This window comes from Bifidobacterium pseudolongum subsp. globosum, from assembly GCF_000741295.1.
Taxonomy (GTDB): Bacteria; Actinomycetota; Actinomycetes; order Actinomycetales; family Bifidobacteriaceae; genus Bifidobacterium; species Bifidobacterium globosum.
The window spans coordinates 16,779-32,271 of record NZ_JGZG01000002.1; the positions used below are offsets into that span (position 1 = coordinate 16,779).

The window sequence follows — 15,493 nt, forward strand, 5'->3', positions numbered from 1 at the left end:
AGTTCCACTACCCGAGCCTACTGCACGCCGGTGCCGTTGCTGTCAGCGAACGCGCGTCATTTGCGGGCGCGCCGTTTGGCCTGCCGTTTCTTCGAGTAGATGTCGAAGACGATCCATACGGACAGCACGAACGCCGCCAAGTACCCCAGGAACCCCACGGCCGGGATGCCGAAGATGATCGGCTTCATGCCGGCGTAGTACACGATCGACGATCCGATGAACAGGCCGACGACGATGAGCGCCATCGTCAGTCGGTTGACCATGTCGGAAAGCTGGCGCATCGGCTCTTCGGATGAGACGAGCTCGAGGTTCATGCGCAGTTCGCCGCGCGTGAGCATGTGGAGCGCGGTGTTGGCCTCGCTCATCGATTTGAGCGCGCCGTGCAGCGCCTCGTGCCCCTCCACGGCGAGCGTCTTGAGTTCGTCGGTCACCGATTCCATGTTCGTCTTCGACGCCGCGATGTGCTTCGAGATGATCTGGATCATATTGACGTTGGGGATGAACTTGTCAAGCAGGCCTTCGAGCGTCACGAGCGCACGGCCCACCGTGGTCACCGAGCTCGGAATCTCGATACCGTGCCGGCGCGCCATCTGCGTCAACTGCGCCAAAAACGCGGCCAAGTCGAGGTCGGCCAGATCCACGGTGCCGAATTCCTCGACGATCCCGTCCAGGTCGGCGAGCAGCGAGGGGTAGTCCGTGTGGTTGATCTCGGTGCCGGCGAAGCGCAGCAGCGCGTCGGCGAGCCCCGCCGAATCCTGCTTGGCCACCGCGAACAACATCTGTTTGAGCGCCGCGCGCGTCGATGCGTTGAGCCGCCCGGTCATGCCGAGGTCGAGCAGCACGATCGTGCCGCCGCGGATCTCGATGTTGCCCGGGTGCGGGTCGGCGTGGAAGAAGCCGGCGTCGAGGATCTGCGAAGCGTAGTTGTCGACGAGCTTCGTGCCGATCTCCTTGAGCGAATAACCGTCGTCGAGCAGTTCGCGCGTGTGCGCGATCGGAATGCCCTCGATGTATTCCATGACGACCACATGCTCGGTGCACAGGTCCACATACGGCGTGGGACAGTCCATGTAGGCATAGTGCTCGCAGAAGCGCTTGAATTCACACAGGTTGCGCGCTTCGTTGAGGAAGTTCGTCTCCTCGTCGAAGGTCTCCCACAGTTCCTCCACGACGCCCTGGAAGTCCACCACCTGCGCGTTGTGCATGATCTTGGTGGCGCCGCGCGCGAGCGAACGCATGATCGACACGTCCTCGGCCATCGTCTCGCGCACACCCGGCCGCTGCACCTTGACGGCCACGTCCTCGCCCGTGAGCAGCGTGGCGCGGTGCACTTGCGCAAGTGAGGCGGAACCAAGCGGCGTGGGGTCGATCTTCGCGAAGATCTCGTCCACCGGCCGCCGGTATTCGTTTTCGAGCGTCTCGAGCACGATCGAATACGGCATGGGGTCGGCGTCGGCGCGCAGCTTCGCGAGCTCATCGCAGAACGATTGCGGCAGGATCTCGGACCGCATCGAAAGGATCTGCCCGACCTTGACGAACGTGGGGCCGAGCGCTTCGAACATGAGGCGCATCTTGACCGGCGTGAGCCCCTTGAGGGCGTCGAACTGCACGGCGATCTTGCCGATCTGGTGCAGGCGTTTGATTTTGCTGCGCCGCGTGAGGTGGTATTCGCTCGAGAACGACTTCTTGCGCGCGCCGAACAGGCCGATTGTCTCATCTTCGGTGTGCCGGTTGAACGGCACGTCCTCGGGCATCGGCTGGCGGCGCGCCGGACCGCTGTGCTGCTGCGCGCCCTGCCGCTCGTCGTCTTCCAACTGCAGGATCCGCTCCGCCTCGTGGGCCTCGGCCTGCGCGCGCAGCCGGGCGTCGCGCTCCCCGGCCGCACCGGGCGCATCGGCCGCCGCCTCCTGATCCTGCAACGCGTCGTCGAGCGCGATGATCCGCGTGGCCTCACGGTCTTCACGCACGCGGCGTTCACGCGCCTCGCGCGCGGCCTGCTCATCCGCGCTGCGGCGCGCACGCGCGGCCTTCCGCTCGTCACGGCGCAGTTCGCGCACCTCGCTGCGGTCATCTGGATTGTGTTCGTTCATAGGCAAACCAAAACGCCGCCCGGGGCATACCGGCTCGGGCGGCGCGTGTCATCGGGAGCTTGTGCACGTCATCGCACGCTCATCGGGATTGGCTACGGCGCGGGCCACGCAGGGCGCCGCGCCGGGGCGGCTCACTTCGCGGAGCCGGCGTTCGCAGGGTCGGACGGGGTGCTGTCAGCGTCATCGTCGGAATCGACGACGGACTTGACGGTCTGCTGCACCTGGTCCTTGATGCCGGCGGCGGCGTCACGCACGGTCTGCGTGGCTTCCTGCGCCTGCTCCTTGAGGCTTGCCGACTTTTCGTTGGCCTTGTGCGCGAGCTCGCTGTTGAGCTTCTTGCCCTGCTCGACGGTCAGCTCGCCGCGGGCCACCAGATTGTTGACGATCTCCTGGCCCTTCTCCGCGGTGGCGGCGAGCGCGCCGACGCCCGCGAGGAAGATCTTGCGCAGGCCTTCGCCGAAGTCAGGCATGTTGGTGTTGTTGGAAGTGTTGTTGTCGGTCATGATACCTCCCGGGTTCAAACGACTGTCATTGCCCACTCTACACGCTTGAGGCCGGCCTGCCGCGCGCCGCGGCGGCGTTTCAGCGTGGGCGTACCTCGGCCACGGCTCGGGCATGTTCGGCGAGTGCGTCCAAGCGCGCGAGCTCGTCGCGCATGTCTGCGCTCTGCTCGGGGGTGAACGTGCCGTAGCGGCGTTCGGCGGCCGCACGGATCAGGAAGTCGCTGATCGCGGGGTTCTTCGGCAACAGCGATCCGTGCATGTAGGTGCCGATCACATGGTTCACCACGGCGCCTTCGGTGTGGTCCTCGCCGTTGTTGCCGCAGCCGTCGGCGTCCACACTCCCCAGCGGCCGTACATGTTCGCGCAGGAACGTCTGCCCCGAGTGATTCTCGTAGCCCACGATCCGGCCGAATTGTTCGCTCGTTTCGGTGAGGTTGCCGATCATGCGCACATCGCGCCCCACCGTGTAGGCGCCGATAATCGAGATGCCTTCGAGCTTCGAGCCGTCCACCGTCTCGAAGTATTCGCCGAACAGCTGGTAGAGGCCGCAGATCATGAGCATCGGCACGCCGTCCTGCGCGAGCGAGCGCAGCAAGTCGGCGCGGCGGAACAGGTCCTCGATGATCTTGCGCTGGCCGTTGTCCTGCCCGCCGCCACCCAGGATGATGTCGGCATGGTCGGGCCACGGGTCATTCTGGTTGATGGCGTGGATGCGCGGCTCATAGCCGTAGAGCGCGAGCCGGCGCTCCACGGTGAGCACGTTGCCCGAATCGCCGTAGATGTTCATGTCTTTGGGGTAGAGCGAGACAATGTCGATTTGCCGTGCCATCACGCACTCCTTTACTTGCCCACGCCGGCGTCCGCCACGTCGGCCATCGTGCCCAGGATCGAACGCACGGCGAGCATCGCCGTGTATGTGCAGTAGATGTGTTTGCGCGTGCCCGGGTCCATGCCCACGAACGCGCGCACCGCCTGCTCGAGGTCGGTGTTGACGCCGCGCGCCGCCACGCCGTCGTATTCAAGCCGCAGCGCCATGTCCCACGCGCGCACGCCCGACACGGCGTCGACGCCGGTGGCGTGCAGGCTCGTGAAGTCGACGTCCCACAGCCAGCTCATGTCGCGGCCGTCGGCGTATTCGTCGTTGATGCAGATCATCGTGTTGCAGCCGGCCGGCGGGAATGAGGCGAGCGCCAGACGGAACCCCATCGGGTTCTTGACGAGCAGCAGCTCGACGGGCGAGCCATGCACGTCGATCACCTCGCCGCGTCCGAACGCCGGCGTGACCTGCGCGAGCGCATCGACGAGCGCATCGGTCGAGGCGCCGGCGAAGCGCTGGGCGCGCATCACGAACCCGTCGCGGCGCTTGGCGGGCAGGCGCGCGGCGCGCTCGCAAATCGCCTGCGGGTTGCGTACGTTAGCCTGCACCGCGCGCACCACGGCGAGCGCGGCCGCCGCGTTGTACAGGTTGTAGACGCCTTCGAGGCGCACCTCGGAGTCGTATTCGGTGCCGTCGATGAGCAGTTGCGCGCGGTGGTCGCCCACGCCGGTGAGCATCACGTCGGCCACGGTGCCCGCAGTCGGTTCGGCGGGCGCGGGCGCCGGTGCGGCGTCACGCTCGAAGGTCGTGGCCATGTCGTCGTCGGTCGGGAAGAACCGGCGCAGGGCCTGCGAAAGGCCGAAGTGCACAGTGCGCGCACTGCTTGGCACGACCTGCGCGAGCGCGGCGATGCGCGGGTCCTCGCGGTTGAGCACCACCGTGCCGGTCGTGGCGGCGGCGACGCGTGACAGCAGGCGCGCAGTGTTGTCGATCTCGCCGAAGCGATCGAGCTGGTCGCGCATCACGTTGAGCAGCAGCGCGTAGTCGGGGCGCACCTGCTCCACGAAATGCACGGCGTAGGCCTCGTCGAGCTCGAGCACGGCGATGTCGGCGTCGAGCGCGCCGCCCGCCGAGACCTCCTGCAACAGCGCGGAGACGACGCCGCGCGTGAAGTTGGAGCCGGTGGGATTCGTGAACACGCGCAATCCCAACGATTCGAGCATCATCGAGACCATGCGCGTGGTGGTCGTCTTGCCGTTGGTGCCCGAGACAAGCACCACACCGAGCGGCAGCTGCGCGAGCGTGCGGCACAGGAAGCCGGGGTCCACGCGTTCCACGACCTTGCCGGGGAACGCGCTGCCCCCATGGTGCGTGATGCGCGAAGCCCAGCGCACGCCTTTGCCGATCGTGGGCGTGGCGAAGGCGTACCAAGGCGCGCGCGGCGCCGGTGTGCCGGTGGGTGCTTGCGTCATGTCAGACCCCCTGTTGCATGTTCTGGGCCATGTCGCTGAAGCGCGAGTACTGGCCCTGGAACCCGAGTTGGAACGTTGCGGTGGGGCCGTTGCGGTGCTTCGCCATGATGATGTCCGCCTCGCCCGGCCTGTCCTCTTTATCATAGACGTCGGGGCGGTGCACCAGGAAGATCACGTCGGCGTCCTGCTCGATCGAGCCGGATTCGCGCAGGTCGGAGATCTGCGGCTTGCGGTCGTTGCGCGTCTCGGAATTGCGGTTGAGCTGGCTCAACGCCACGACCGGCAGTTCGAGCTCTTTCGCGAGCAGCTTGAGCGCGCGCGAGAACTCGGAGACCTCCTGCTGGCGGCTTTCCACCTGCTTGCCCGAGCTCATGAGCTGCAGATAGTCGATCACCACAAGCTTGAGGCCCTGCGTCTGCTTGAGGCGGCGGCACTTGGCGCGGATCTCCATGAGGCTCATGTTCGGCGAATCGTCGATGTACAGCGGGGCGCTCTCGAGCTTGCCATAGAAGTCATTGAGCACGTTCCAGCGGCCGGGGTCGATGTCGTCGGGGTTGCGCATCGCGGCGAGCGGAATGTTCGTCTCCGCGGCGATGATGCGCTGCGCGAGCTCGATGCGGCTCATCTCGAGGCTAAAGATCACGGTGGGCTCGTGGTGCTTGAGCGCGGCCGAACGCGCGAAGTCCACGCCGAGCGTCGATTTGCCCATCGCGGGGCGGCCGGCCACAACCACCATCTGGCCCGGCTGCAGGCCCTTCGTCATCGCGTCGATCTCGCGGAAGCCAGTGGGGATGCCGGCTTCGATCTCGCCTTTCTGGATGCGGTCGATCTGGTCGAGCGCCGTGTTCACGGCGTCGCGCAGCGGCACGTAGTCCTGATGCACCTTGCCTTCGCCCATCTCGTAGGCCTCGGCCTGCGCCAGGTTGATCACGTCCTGGGCCTGCGCGCCGCCGGCGTTGTAGCCGAGCTGGGTGATCTTGGTGCCGGTGGCGATCACGCGGCGCAGCAGCGCGCGCTGGTGCACGATTTCGGCGTAATACAAGGCGTTCGCGGCCGTCGGCACCTCCGACGCCAGGTCGTGCAGATAGTTCACGCCGCCAATCTTCTGCAGGTCGCCGTGTTCGTCGAGCTTCGTGGCCACCGTCACGCTGTCCACGGGGTCGCCGGCGCTGAACATGGCCAGGATCGTCTCGTAGATCGTCTGGTGGTTCGGTTGGTAGAAGTCCTCGGGGTCGAGGGCCTGCGAGATCTCGCCGATCGCGTCTTTGCTGACGAGCATGCCACCCAACGCGGCACGCTCGGCGTCATCATCGTGCGGGGGCACGCGGTCGAACAGCGATGCGTCATTCATGTCGGTTTTCTGGAATCCTTCAGCCATAGCTCACGAGTATATCCACCGTCCGGCAGCACCGACACCCCCTGCGCGCAACCTGTTTCCCCCGTAGCGAGACCCGCCATCCACCGGCGTGGCGCGCCTACAATCGGAAGCCAGATCGGTGGGAGGCCGCATTGGCAAGTATCGAAGACATCAGAACCAGCATCATCAACGACCCGCGCAACGCGCGCTTCACCGCCGAAGGGTGGAAGCCGGTGTTCTCCGCGCCATCCACCGCCGTGATCACGATCGTCGGCCAGACGCCGAGCGCGGACGCGCAGCGCAGCGGGCTATGCTGGGACGACCGCAGCGGCGACCGCCTGCGCGAGTGGCTCGGCGTGGACCGCGAGACGTTCTACCATTCCGGCCTGTTCGCGCTCGTGCCGATGGATTTCTACTTCCTCGGCGACGGAGAGGACGGCCATGGAGACACACCGCGCCCGTGGGTCGCGCCACAATGGCACCCGCAGATCAACGCGGACCTGCCGCATGTGCAGCTGACGATCCTGGCGGGCGAAGACGCGCAGCGCTACTACCTGCATGAGAACACCGAAGCGCGCGAAACGCAGACCGTGGAGCACTTCGAACAATACCTGCCCAAGTTCTTCCTCATCGTGCACCCCTCGGGCCGCACCAACATCTGGCGCACGGAGCACCCGTGGTTCGACGAGCGCGTGATCCCCGCACTGCGCACACGCGTGCATGGAATCATCGACGCGCGGCAGTGACGTGCCCTGCCCCCTACATGGAAAAGGTGACCGATGGAAACGATTGAGCGCATCACACAGGGAGATCATGGCCGACCCGGCCAACCGCAGCTACACCGAGCGGGGCATTCCACCGCTGTTCAGTGCGCCCACGACCGCGCGCATCAACATCGTGGGGCAAGCGCCGGGCGTGCGCGCGCAGGAGACGCGGCTGTTCTGGAACGACCCAAGCGGCGACCGCCTGCGCGCATGGATGGGCGTGGACCGCGACACGTTCTACCATTCGGGCATGTTCGCGATCCTGCCGATGGATTTCTATTTTCCGGGCAAAGGCAAATCAGGCGACCTGGCGCCGCGGCGCGGATTCGCCGAGAAGTGGCATCCGCGCATCCTGGCCGACCTGCCCGATATCCAGCTCACGATCCTCGTGGGCCAATACGCGACGCACCACTACCTGCACCTCAAGTCGTCGGTCAAGCTCACGAGCATCGTCGAGGATTACCGCAGCTACCTGCCCGAGTTCTTCCCGATTGTGCACCCTTCGCCACGCAACGGCATTTGGCTCGGTGCGCACCCGTGGTTCGAACGCGATGTGGTGCCCGCGTTGCAGCAGCGCGTGCATGAGATTCTCAAGTGACCTGCTCCACTGCATTTTTGCGGTGGGCAGAAAACCATAGGATGCCACCCTGTGGATGAGATTATCCACAAAATCGTGAGTTATCCACATTCTGGGGATAACCATGTGGATTGTCGCTGATTTTATCCACATTCGGTGGATAAGTCTGTGGATGGCGTGGGGATACAGACCCATGGCCGCCGCTCCCCACTGTCCCGATTTGCCATATAGGCAACTCTCTGCTACACCTACCACTCACATGTGGTATTGCGCCACCGAGGCCATCGTCGTCACCAATTGGGCGCGCCACCGGCTCCACCCCACCTTGCCCGAGATCTGCTCTTCGGCGGTGGCTCCCAACGAACACATGTCGGCACGCGTCAGGTCGAACAGCATGTCGAGCAGCGCCGGGTCGTGCTCCACGCGCCGCGCAAGCTCACCGCCCGCCTCGGGGTCGTTCGGGTTGCGCGAACTTGCGAATTCCGAAAGTGTCAGATGTTCGCGCACGAGCAATGTAGCCCAGTGCACAATCCGCGGGTCGAAACCCATGCGCGTGAGCACCGCGCGCGCATGGCGCGCCCCTTCACGCGCGTGGTCGGTGACGCCCGGCCGTTTGCCGATGTCGTGCAGGATCCCCGCGAGCAACAGCGCCGTATACTGGTCGCTCGTGTAGTGCTCCGCGGTGCGCGGCGCCACGCCGGCCGCCAGAAAATCGGGGCGCGTGTAGGTGAGCTGCGCCGTCACCTCGAGCATGTGCCGGTCGATGGTGAAGCGGTGTGCGGCGGAGGCGCTCGGCCGGTTGCGGATCGCCTCCCATTCGGGCATCCAGCGGCTGGGGAGCCCCACCACATCGAGCTCCTCCCATGTGCGCGTCAATTGTGCGCCGGTGGCGAGCAGACGCACGAACAGCGCGCGCGTCTCGTCCGTCCACTCCGTGTAGCTGATTGGCGCGCGCCGCAGATTGAGCAATGTGGACGTGTTGATTGAAAGGCCGTGTTCGGCCGCCGCGACCGCCGCGCGCAGCGGCAGTGCGCCGTCGGCCTGCACGTCGGCGCCCGGCGCCAGCACCACCTCGTGCTCGTGTTCGGCCACGCCGGCCGCGAGCACGTCGAAGGTCGGCGCCTCACGTTTGCCGCCGGCACGCGGATGGCGGATCTGGAAGAACGAGAAGCGCGGCTTGTCGTGCACAAGCGTGCGTTCGGCGCGCGCCGCCGTGGCGTCGAGCGAGAACGCGATCGTACGCCCGAGCCGCGCGAGCAATGTCTGCAGATCGTCGATCGACTTCGCCTCGCGCGCACCACTCGGCAGTGTGGGGTCCGCAAGCCCGAGCATCGCGGCGACCGGCGCCTGATAGGGCGCGAGCAGCAGGTTTGTGTCTTTGCCGGCGGCCATATGGATGCAGTCACGCACGTCGAGCAGCCGCTCCACACTGGCGTCATACCGGCCGTGAGGGCGGTCCGCGAGCCACGACGCGGCGAGCGCGCCCAACAACACGGTGTCACGCAGGCCGCCGCGTGACTCCTTGATGTCGGGCTGGTTCACATACGGCATCTGCCCGAACCGCTTCAGCCGCACGTGCGCGGAGTCGAGCAGTTCCGGCAGCCGTTTGCGCGCGGCCTTGCGCCAGCGTTCCAAAATGGCGGTGGATGTGCGCGTCACGAGTTCACCGTCGCCCGCGACCGCGCGCACGTCGAGCCAGCCCATCGCCGCCGGCAGGTCGTGGTCGGTCACGGCCTCGCACTCCGCCACGGTGCGTACCGAATAATCCAGGTCGATTCCCGCGTCCCAGATCGGATACCACAGCTTGTTCGCGAGTTCGGCGAGCCGCGTATGGTCCAACGCGCGGCCGTCGCTGATCAGCACGAGGTCAAGGTCGGACGCGGGGCCGATCTGCCCGCGCGCGAGCGAACCGACGGCGGCGAGCGCCACACCGCGGCTCGGCACGTCGAACGGCACGGCCTGCGCGGCTTCGTTCCACAATTGCGCCAGCGCGTCCATCGCGAGCGCGGTGCGCGCGGCGCGCTTGGCGGTGCCGCCGCGCAGTACGCCGTCCGCGTCCGGCGCGCTCAGTTCGAGCATGCGTGTTTTGAGATCGCTGACTGCGCTGGGCATGGGGTTCCTTTCCACAGGGTGCAGGTATGGAAAATCCCCGCGAGCTGGGGGCCACGCGGGGATGGAGTGTGCGCGGACGGGCGGAAAGGGTTCAGAACCGCCCGCCCGCGCATGTCTGGATGGGTCAGATGGCGGCCGAACCGGTTTCGCCGGTGCGCACGCGCGCCACCATGTCGAGCGGTGCGACCCACACCTTGCCGTCGCCGATCGTGCCGGAGCCGGCGGATTTGATGATGACGTCGACGAGTGTTTCCGCATCGGCGTCGTCGCACAGGACCTCCACGCGGATCTTGGGGATCAGGTCCACCGTGTATTCGGCGCCGCGGTAGATCTCGGTGTGGCCACGCTGGCGGCCGTAGCCGTTGGCCTCCGAAACGGTCAGGCCGTGCACGCCGGCGGCCGCGAGGGCCTCCTTGACGTCGTCGAGCTTATGGGGCTGGATGATGGCGGTAATCAGTTTCATTTCACTTCATCTCCCTGATGACGGAGCTGGCGGTGCCAGCGAAATCGTATGCGCGCTCGCCCTGGTCGGCCAAATCGATGCCGCTGACTTCCTGCGCGGTGGTGACGCGCCAGCCGACGGTCTTCTCAAGCGCGAAGGCGATGATGGTGGTGATGACCGCGGAGAACGCGATGGCGATGACCGCGATGATGATCTGCACCACGAGCTGGCGCCAGTCGCCGCCGCAGAACAGGCCAGTGTCCTGCATGAAGAAGCCGAGGGCCACAGTGCCGATGAGGCCGCCCACGCCGTGCACGCCCACCACGTCGAGCGAATCGTCGTAGCCGAGCTTGTACTTGAGCGAGCAGGCGAGGCACGTGCAGATGCCGGCGATCGCGCCGAGCACGATGGACCACAGCGGGGAGACGACATCGGCGGCCGGGGTGATCGCGACAAGGCCGGCGACGATGCCCGAAGCGGCGCCGATCGCGGTGTAGTGGCCGGTGCGGATCTTCTCGGTGAAGCCCCAGGCGAGCATTGCGGCGCCCGCGGCGAGCGAGGTGGAGACCCAAGCGTAGCCGGCGACGCCGTTCGCGGCGAACGCAGAGCCGGCGTTGAAGCCGAACCAGCCGAACCACAGCAGGAATGCGCCGAGCATGACGAACGGCACGTTGTGCGGGCGCATCGGCTCGGTGCCGAAGCCCTTGCGCTTGCCGATGATCAGGACGATGATCAGTGCGGCGACTGCGGCGTTGATATGGACGACGGTGCCGCCTGCGAAGTCGTGTGCGGCGGCGCCGATCGCCTGCGAGATCGCGCCATCCGCAGAGAGGATGCCGCCGTTCCACACCATGTGGGCCATGGGAGCATAATCGAAGGTGATCCACAGCGCCACGAAGATCATCCACGTGCTGTACTTGACGCGTTCGGCGATCGCGCCGCAGATGAGGGCGACGGTGATCATGGCGAACGCGGCCTGGAACGCCACGTCCACGCTTGCCGGGTAGTTGTTGCTGTTCAAACCGACCGATGTGAACACGCCGTCCTGCGCCACCATCGTGTCGCGCAGCAGGAATCCTGTGGCAGGATCGCCGAACACACCACCGATCGAATTGCCGGCGTATGCGATCGACCATCCCCACAGGCCCCAGATGAGCATCGTGACGGACAGCGCGGCGGCCTCCATCATCAACATGTTGAGCACGGCCTTCGCACGGACCATGCCGCCGTAGAAAAGCGCCACACCTGGCGTCATCAGGAACACAAGACACGCAGAGGTCAAAATCCACGCGGTATTGCCGGAATCAAGCTGTCCCATACGGCCACCTCCCTATTATGTAGTCTTTCTTTCATTTCGCCCCTGCGGGCGACTCTCCAATGATGCAGCCCCCTGCGGGGCTCACATGCGTTATGGAACGCCCCGCGGATTTTGAACAAGTTACGGCGCATTACGAATGTGTAACCTCACGCAGGGGGCTGCGAAGGGCTGCTTGGGTCAGCCGAGGATCCCGTCGACGAACGATTCGGGGTCGAACGGGGCCAGATCGTCGGGGCCCTCGCCCACACCCACGAGCTTGACCGGCACGCCGAGTTCCTTCTGCACGGAAATCACAATGCCGCCCTTCGCGGAACCGTCGAGCTTCGTCAACACCACACCGGTGATGCCGATCGCCTCGGCGAATACCTTGGCCTGCGCCATACCGTTCTGGCCGGTCGTCGCATCGAGCACGAGCAGCACTTCGTCCACGGGCAGGTTCTTTTCGGTCACGCGGCGGATCTTGCCGAGCTCGTCCATCAGGTTCGCCTTGTTCTGCAGGCGGCCCGCGGTGTCGATGATGAGCACATCCACGTCGTCGTCCTTCGCTTTCGCGGCGGCTTCGAACGCGACCGAGGCCGGATCGGCGCCCTCTTTGTCGGAGCGCACCACAGGCACGTCCACTTTCGCGCCCCACGTCTCGAGCTGGTCTGCGGCGGCGGCGCGGAATGTGTCGGCGGCGCCCAGCATCACGGTCTTGTCTTCCGAGACGAACAGGCGGGCGAGCTTGCCAGCGGTCGTGGTCTTGCCGGTGCCGTTCACACCGACCATGATGATGACACTCGGCTTCTTGGCGCCCGGCTTCTCCGCCTCAAGGCTGCGGTCCACGTCGGTGCCCACAAGGGCGAGCAGTTCGCCGCGCAGCGCCTCACGCAACTGCGTGGGGTCGGTCTCGCCGGTCACGCGCGCGTCGGTGCGCAGTTGCTCCACAAGCTGTTCGGAGGCCTCGGCGCCCACATCGGCGAGCAGCAGCGTGTCTTCCACATCCTCCCAGTCGGTTTCCGACAGGTGGTCCTTCGCCAGAATGTTGAACAGCGCCTTGCCGAAGGGGTTGCTCGACTTCGACAGGCGTTCGCGCAGGCGCTGCAGACGGCCCTTCTTGCCTTCCGGCTTCTCGACCGGAGGCACCGGTTCCTCGACGACGCCGGTCTCCTCGACCGTTTCGACTTCTTCAACGGGCGCTTCAGCCGGCGGCGCAAGCGCGTCCGGCGTCTGTTCGGCCGGGCTCCGCTTGGCTTCGGCCGGTTCGGGCGCCGTGGGCCTCTGCGCCGCGCGTTCTGCTGCCAGACGCTCGTCGGCCTTCGCCTTCGCGGCCTCTTGTGATTGCTGTATGTTCTTCTTACGTGAGCGGTCCATCCAGATGCCGCCCACAATGAGCAACACCGCGATGACCACGACGGCAATGATGCCGTACACCATGTTGGTATCCATGCCTCCCAGCCTAGACCATTGCGCGCACACCGCCGCGGGGCCGGCTGGGCGAGAGGGTGTGAAAGACTGGAGGGCATGGCCAATGCTTCCAGAATGTCTTCATACCAGCGGCGCGAACAGCTCATCTGCATCGGGCGCGCGCTCTTCGCCGCCAAGGGCTTCGAGTCGGTCAGCGTCGAGGAGATCGCCGCGACCGCCAAAGTGAGCAAGCCGATCGTCTACGAGCATTTCGGCGGCAAAGAGGGACTGTACGCGGTCGTCGTGGACCGCGAGATGCGCGCGCTCAACGACATGCTCATCGGAGCGCTGCGCGCCGACGACGTGCACCCGCGGCAGATCGTGGAGCGCACGACACTCGCGCTGCTCACCTACATCGAAGAGAACACCGAGGGATTCCAGGTGCTCGCGCGCGATTCACCCACGACCGACCCGACGAGCTCGTTCTCGTCGTTGCTCGGCGACGTCTCCACGCGCGTGGGGCAGATCCTTGAGGAGTGGTTCAAACGGCAGAAACTGCCCGCGAAGAACGCGCCGTACTATGCGCAGATGCTCGTGGGGCTCACCGTATATACAGGCCAGTATTGGGCCGACCGGCGCAAACTGAGCAAAGAGCAGCTCGCCGCGCTGATCGTGAACCTGGCATGGAACGGACTGAGCCGCATGGAAGCCAAGCCGACCCTGCGGTTCGAAGACGGCAAGGCCACCAAAGCGGCCGCCGCCCCCGAACCCGAGCACGAACCCGCTGAGGAGCCCGCTACTTCATCCAGTGATCAGACATCTTGAACGCGTTGTGCATCAGATTGCTCGCCTCGTAGAGCACCTCGTTGAGCAGCCGCTGCGTGCGTCCCTGCAGCCAGAGCGCCATCTGATCGTTCGCCTCGCCGAGCGCGAGCCGCACCGCCGCCATGCGCTCCGTGCCGTTGTCGCCTTCGAGCGCGTCGGCGTCGTCGGCGATCGACGCGTCGGTGTGCTTGACGAGCGCGTGACCGTAGGTCTGCACATCCTCGATGTACTGTTCGATCAGGTTCATCGTGCCATACCAGTGCGCGTCGGCGATCACCGCGATGATGCGGTTCGTCCAGTACAGCGAATCGGTTGACGCGTCCACGCCCGGCGTATCGCGCAGGTACGCGGGCGTGTCCACGACGTTCGCATAGAACGGTGCCGGCGCGGTGAACGCGCCGCAGCCGTACGAGATCCACATGACCGACCGGTACGTCTGAGCCGCGTACGGGCGGATCTGCATGCACACCATGTGCCCCGTGCGGTTGATGCCGATCGGGCGATAGGCGTGGCGCGTCACCGCCGTGCCCGTGGTGCCGTACGGGTCGTACGGCGTGCCGTCGAAATGCGAGCCCATCAGGAACGCCACATCCTCGATGGTGATCTTGCGCTCCGGCTCGCGGCACCACGGCAGGTCCTGGGAGGCGGGCGTGTGGCGGGCCTGCGGCGAATCCCAGTCCTCGCTGGGATTGAGATGGCGCTGCATGTACCATGCGCGTGGCGTGTTGTAGACCGCGTCCTTCGGCGTGGCCGTGCCGAACGCCGAACGCGGGTCGAAGTGCGCGGGGCTGCCTTCGAAACTCGTCATGTCGCGGTCAAGGTGGTTCCCTTCGATGAATTCGCGCAGGTCGGCGCTGCACATGTTGTTGCGGCGCTCGCTGAACGCGTCGTCCAGGTCGAGCGAGTCGATGCCCAGCTGGTTGGGAATCGCCGCGTAACAGTCGTCGGGCACGCGGCGCGCCATCCAGTGGTGGCCGCCGATCGTCTCGACATACCAGATTTCGTCGACGTCGCTGATGATGATGCCGTTCGACTCGTACGTGCCGACTTCCTCAAGCAGGCGGCCGAGGCGCTCCACGCCTTCGCGCGCGGTGCTGATATATGGCAGCACGATCGTGATGATGTCCTCTTCGCCGAACCCGCCCGGCGTCTCCTCCACATACCCCGGCTCGCCCGGCTCGCCGACGGCCGGTTTGAGCGCCACAAGTGGATCGGCCGCAAGCACGCGCGGATTGACGGCGATCGTCTCGGTGGCGCTCATCGCCACATTGTGTTCGTTCACACCGGCCTCCGCGAGCACGCCGCGGTTCGGCACCACATTGGGCACGATGCTGTAACGGCACGGGTCGGCGGGAAGGTCGAGCTCCATGTGGCTGATCACGCTGCGGTAATGGCGCGGCTGGTCGGCCGGCGCCACGGCCACGAAATGCTTGGGGTCATAGGTGCCGCTGCCCGAATCGTCATTGCGGGCGATGATGGTGGATCCGTCATAACTGGCTGATTTGCCGACTAACAATGTGGTGCAAGACATAGGCACTACGTTAGCGCACCGGCCGCCGCCTCCACCCGATTTTGTGTTTTCGTGTGGTGGTTGTAGAATAGCGGGTTGTTGCCCCTCTAGCTCAACGGTTAGAGCAGCGTCCTTTTAAGTCGTGGGTTCAGGGTTCGAATCCCTGGGGGGGCACCATCACAGGCCCCGAACCGTTGCAATTCCAACGATTCGGGGCTTTGCTCATACCTAGCCCATACCCCAACCGCACTGTTTGGGCGCACTTTGGGCGCACATTCAGCGATAAAAGCCCTATAGGCTCTCCAGCCCTCCCCACGCAT

The 15,493-nt window shown here is 65.6% G+C and carries 13 protein-coding genes and 1 tRNA gene; 4 read left to right on the forward strand and 10 right to left on the reverse strand.

The window, feature by feature from the left end; genetic code table 11:
• Positions 1–56: 56 nt before the first annotated feature.
• The 5 genes from BPSG_RS01040 to dnaB form a co-directional block, all read right to left on the reverse strand.
• Positions 57–2,090, reverse strand: coding sequence for an ABC1 kinase family protein (locus BPSG_RS01040; protein ID WP_026644073.1), 2,034 nt, complete (start codon positions 2,088–2,090; stop codon positions 57–59).
• Positions 2,091–2,221: 131 nt separating this feature from the next.
• A complete protein-coding gene (locus BPSG_RS01045; protein ID WP_080699279.1) occupies positions 2,222–2,593 on the reverse strand; it encodes a phasin family protein in 372 nt (123 codons plus the stop codon).
• A gap of 79 nt (positions 2,594–2,672) precedes the next feature.
• Positions 2,673–3,422 (reverse strand): type 1 glutamine amidotransferase, encoded by a 750-nt coding sequence (locus tag BPSG_RS01050; protein ID WP_026644074.1) that lies wholly within the window; start codon positions 3,420–3,422, stop codon positions 2,673–2,675.
• Between the two features lie 11 nt (positions 3,423–3,433).
• The gene (locus BPSG_RS01055; RefSeq protein WP_026644075.1) at positions 3,434–4,882 is read right to left on the reverse strand and encodes a Mur ligase family protein; all 1,449 of its coding nucleotides are present in this window, start codon (positions 4,880–4,882) and stop codon (positions 3,434–3,436) included.
• A gap of 1 nt (position 4,883) precedes the next feature.
• Positions 4,884–6,260, reverse strand: a complete 1,377-nt coding sequence (gene dnaB / locus BPSG_RS01060; RefSeq protein ID WP_026644076.1) for a replicative DNA helicase — start codon at positions 6,258–6,260, stop codon at positions 4,884–4,886.
• A gap of 131 nt (positions 6,261–6,391) precedes the next feature.
• Here dnaB and BPSG_RS01065 point away from each other — a divergent pair, with 131 nt between their 5' ends.
• Positions 6,392–6,985, forward strand: coding sequence for a uracil-DNA glycosylase family protein (locus BPSG_RS01065; RefSeq protein WP_026644077.1), 594 nt, complete (start codon positions 6,392–6,394; stop codon positions 6,983–6,985).
• A 43-nt stretch (positions 6,986–7,028) separates the two neighbouring features.
• Positions 7,029–7,601 (forward strand): uracil-DNA glycosylase family protein, encoded by a 573-nt coding sequence (locus BPSG_RS01070; protein WP_238548917.1) that lies wholly within the window; start codon positions 7,029–7,031, stop codon positions 7,599–7,601.
• A 234-nt stretch (positions 7,602–7,835) separates the two neighbouring features.
• Here BPSG_RS01070 and BPSG_RS01075 read toward each other — a convergent pair whose 3' ends face one another.
• The 4 genes from BPSG_RS01075 to ftsY form a co-directional block, all read right to left on the reverse strand.
• Entirely contained in the window at positions 7,836–9,692 is a 1,857-nt protein-coding gene (locus BPSG_RS01075; protein WP_026644079.1) for a [protein-PII] uridylyltransferase family protein, read from the reverse strand.
• A 124-nt stretch (positions 9,693–9,816) separates the two neighbouring features.
• Entirely contained in the window at positions 9,817–10,155 is a 339-nt protein-coding gene (locus BPSG_RS01080) for a P-II family nitrogen regulator (protein WP_022858139.1), read from the reverse strand.
• Between the two features lies 1 nt (position 10,156).
• Positions 10,157–11,452: an ammonium transporter gene (locus BPSG_RS01085; RefSeq protein ID WP_026644080.1), complete on the reverse strand. Its 1,296-nt coding sequence runs from the start codon at positions 11,450–11,452 to the stop codon at positions 10,157–10,159.
• Between the two features lie 177 nt (positions 11,453–11,629).
• A complete protein-coding gene (gene ftsY, locus BPSG_RS01090; protein WP_026644081.1) occupies positions 11,630–12,880 on the reverse strand; it encodes a signal recognition particle-docking protein FtsY in 1,251 nt (416 codons plus the stop codon).
• Positions 12,881–12,955: 75 nt separating this feature from the next.
• On the opposite strand from ftsY, the gene BPSG_RS01095 reads away from it, so the two are divergent.
• The gene (locus tag BPSG_RS01095; protein WP_026644082.1) at positions 12,956–13,663 is read left to right on the forward strand and encodes a TetR/AcrR family transcriptional regulator; all 708 of its coding nucleotides are present in this window, start codon (positions 12,956–12,958) and stop codon (positions 13,661–13,663) included.
• Here BPSG_RS01095 and BPSG_RS01100 read toward each other — a convergent pair.
• Positions 13,635–15,194: a C69 family dipeptidase gene (locus tag BPSG_RS01100; RefSeq protein ID WP_026644083.1), complete on the reverse strand. Its 1,560-nt coding sequence runs from the start codon at positions 15,192–15,194 to the stop codon at positions 13,635–13,637. The two genes, BPSG_RS01095 and BPSG_RS01100, sit on opposite strands and share 29 nt — an antisense overlap.
• Before the next feature lie 80 nt (positions 15,195–15,274).
• Here BPSG_RS01100 and BPSG_RS01105 point away from each other — a divergent pair.
• Positions 15,275–15,350, forward strand: a tRNA-Lys gene (locus BPSG_RS01105).
• The last annotated feature ends 143 nt before the right edge of the window (positions 15,351–15,493 follow it).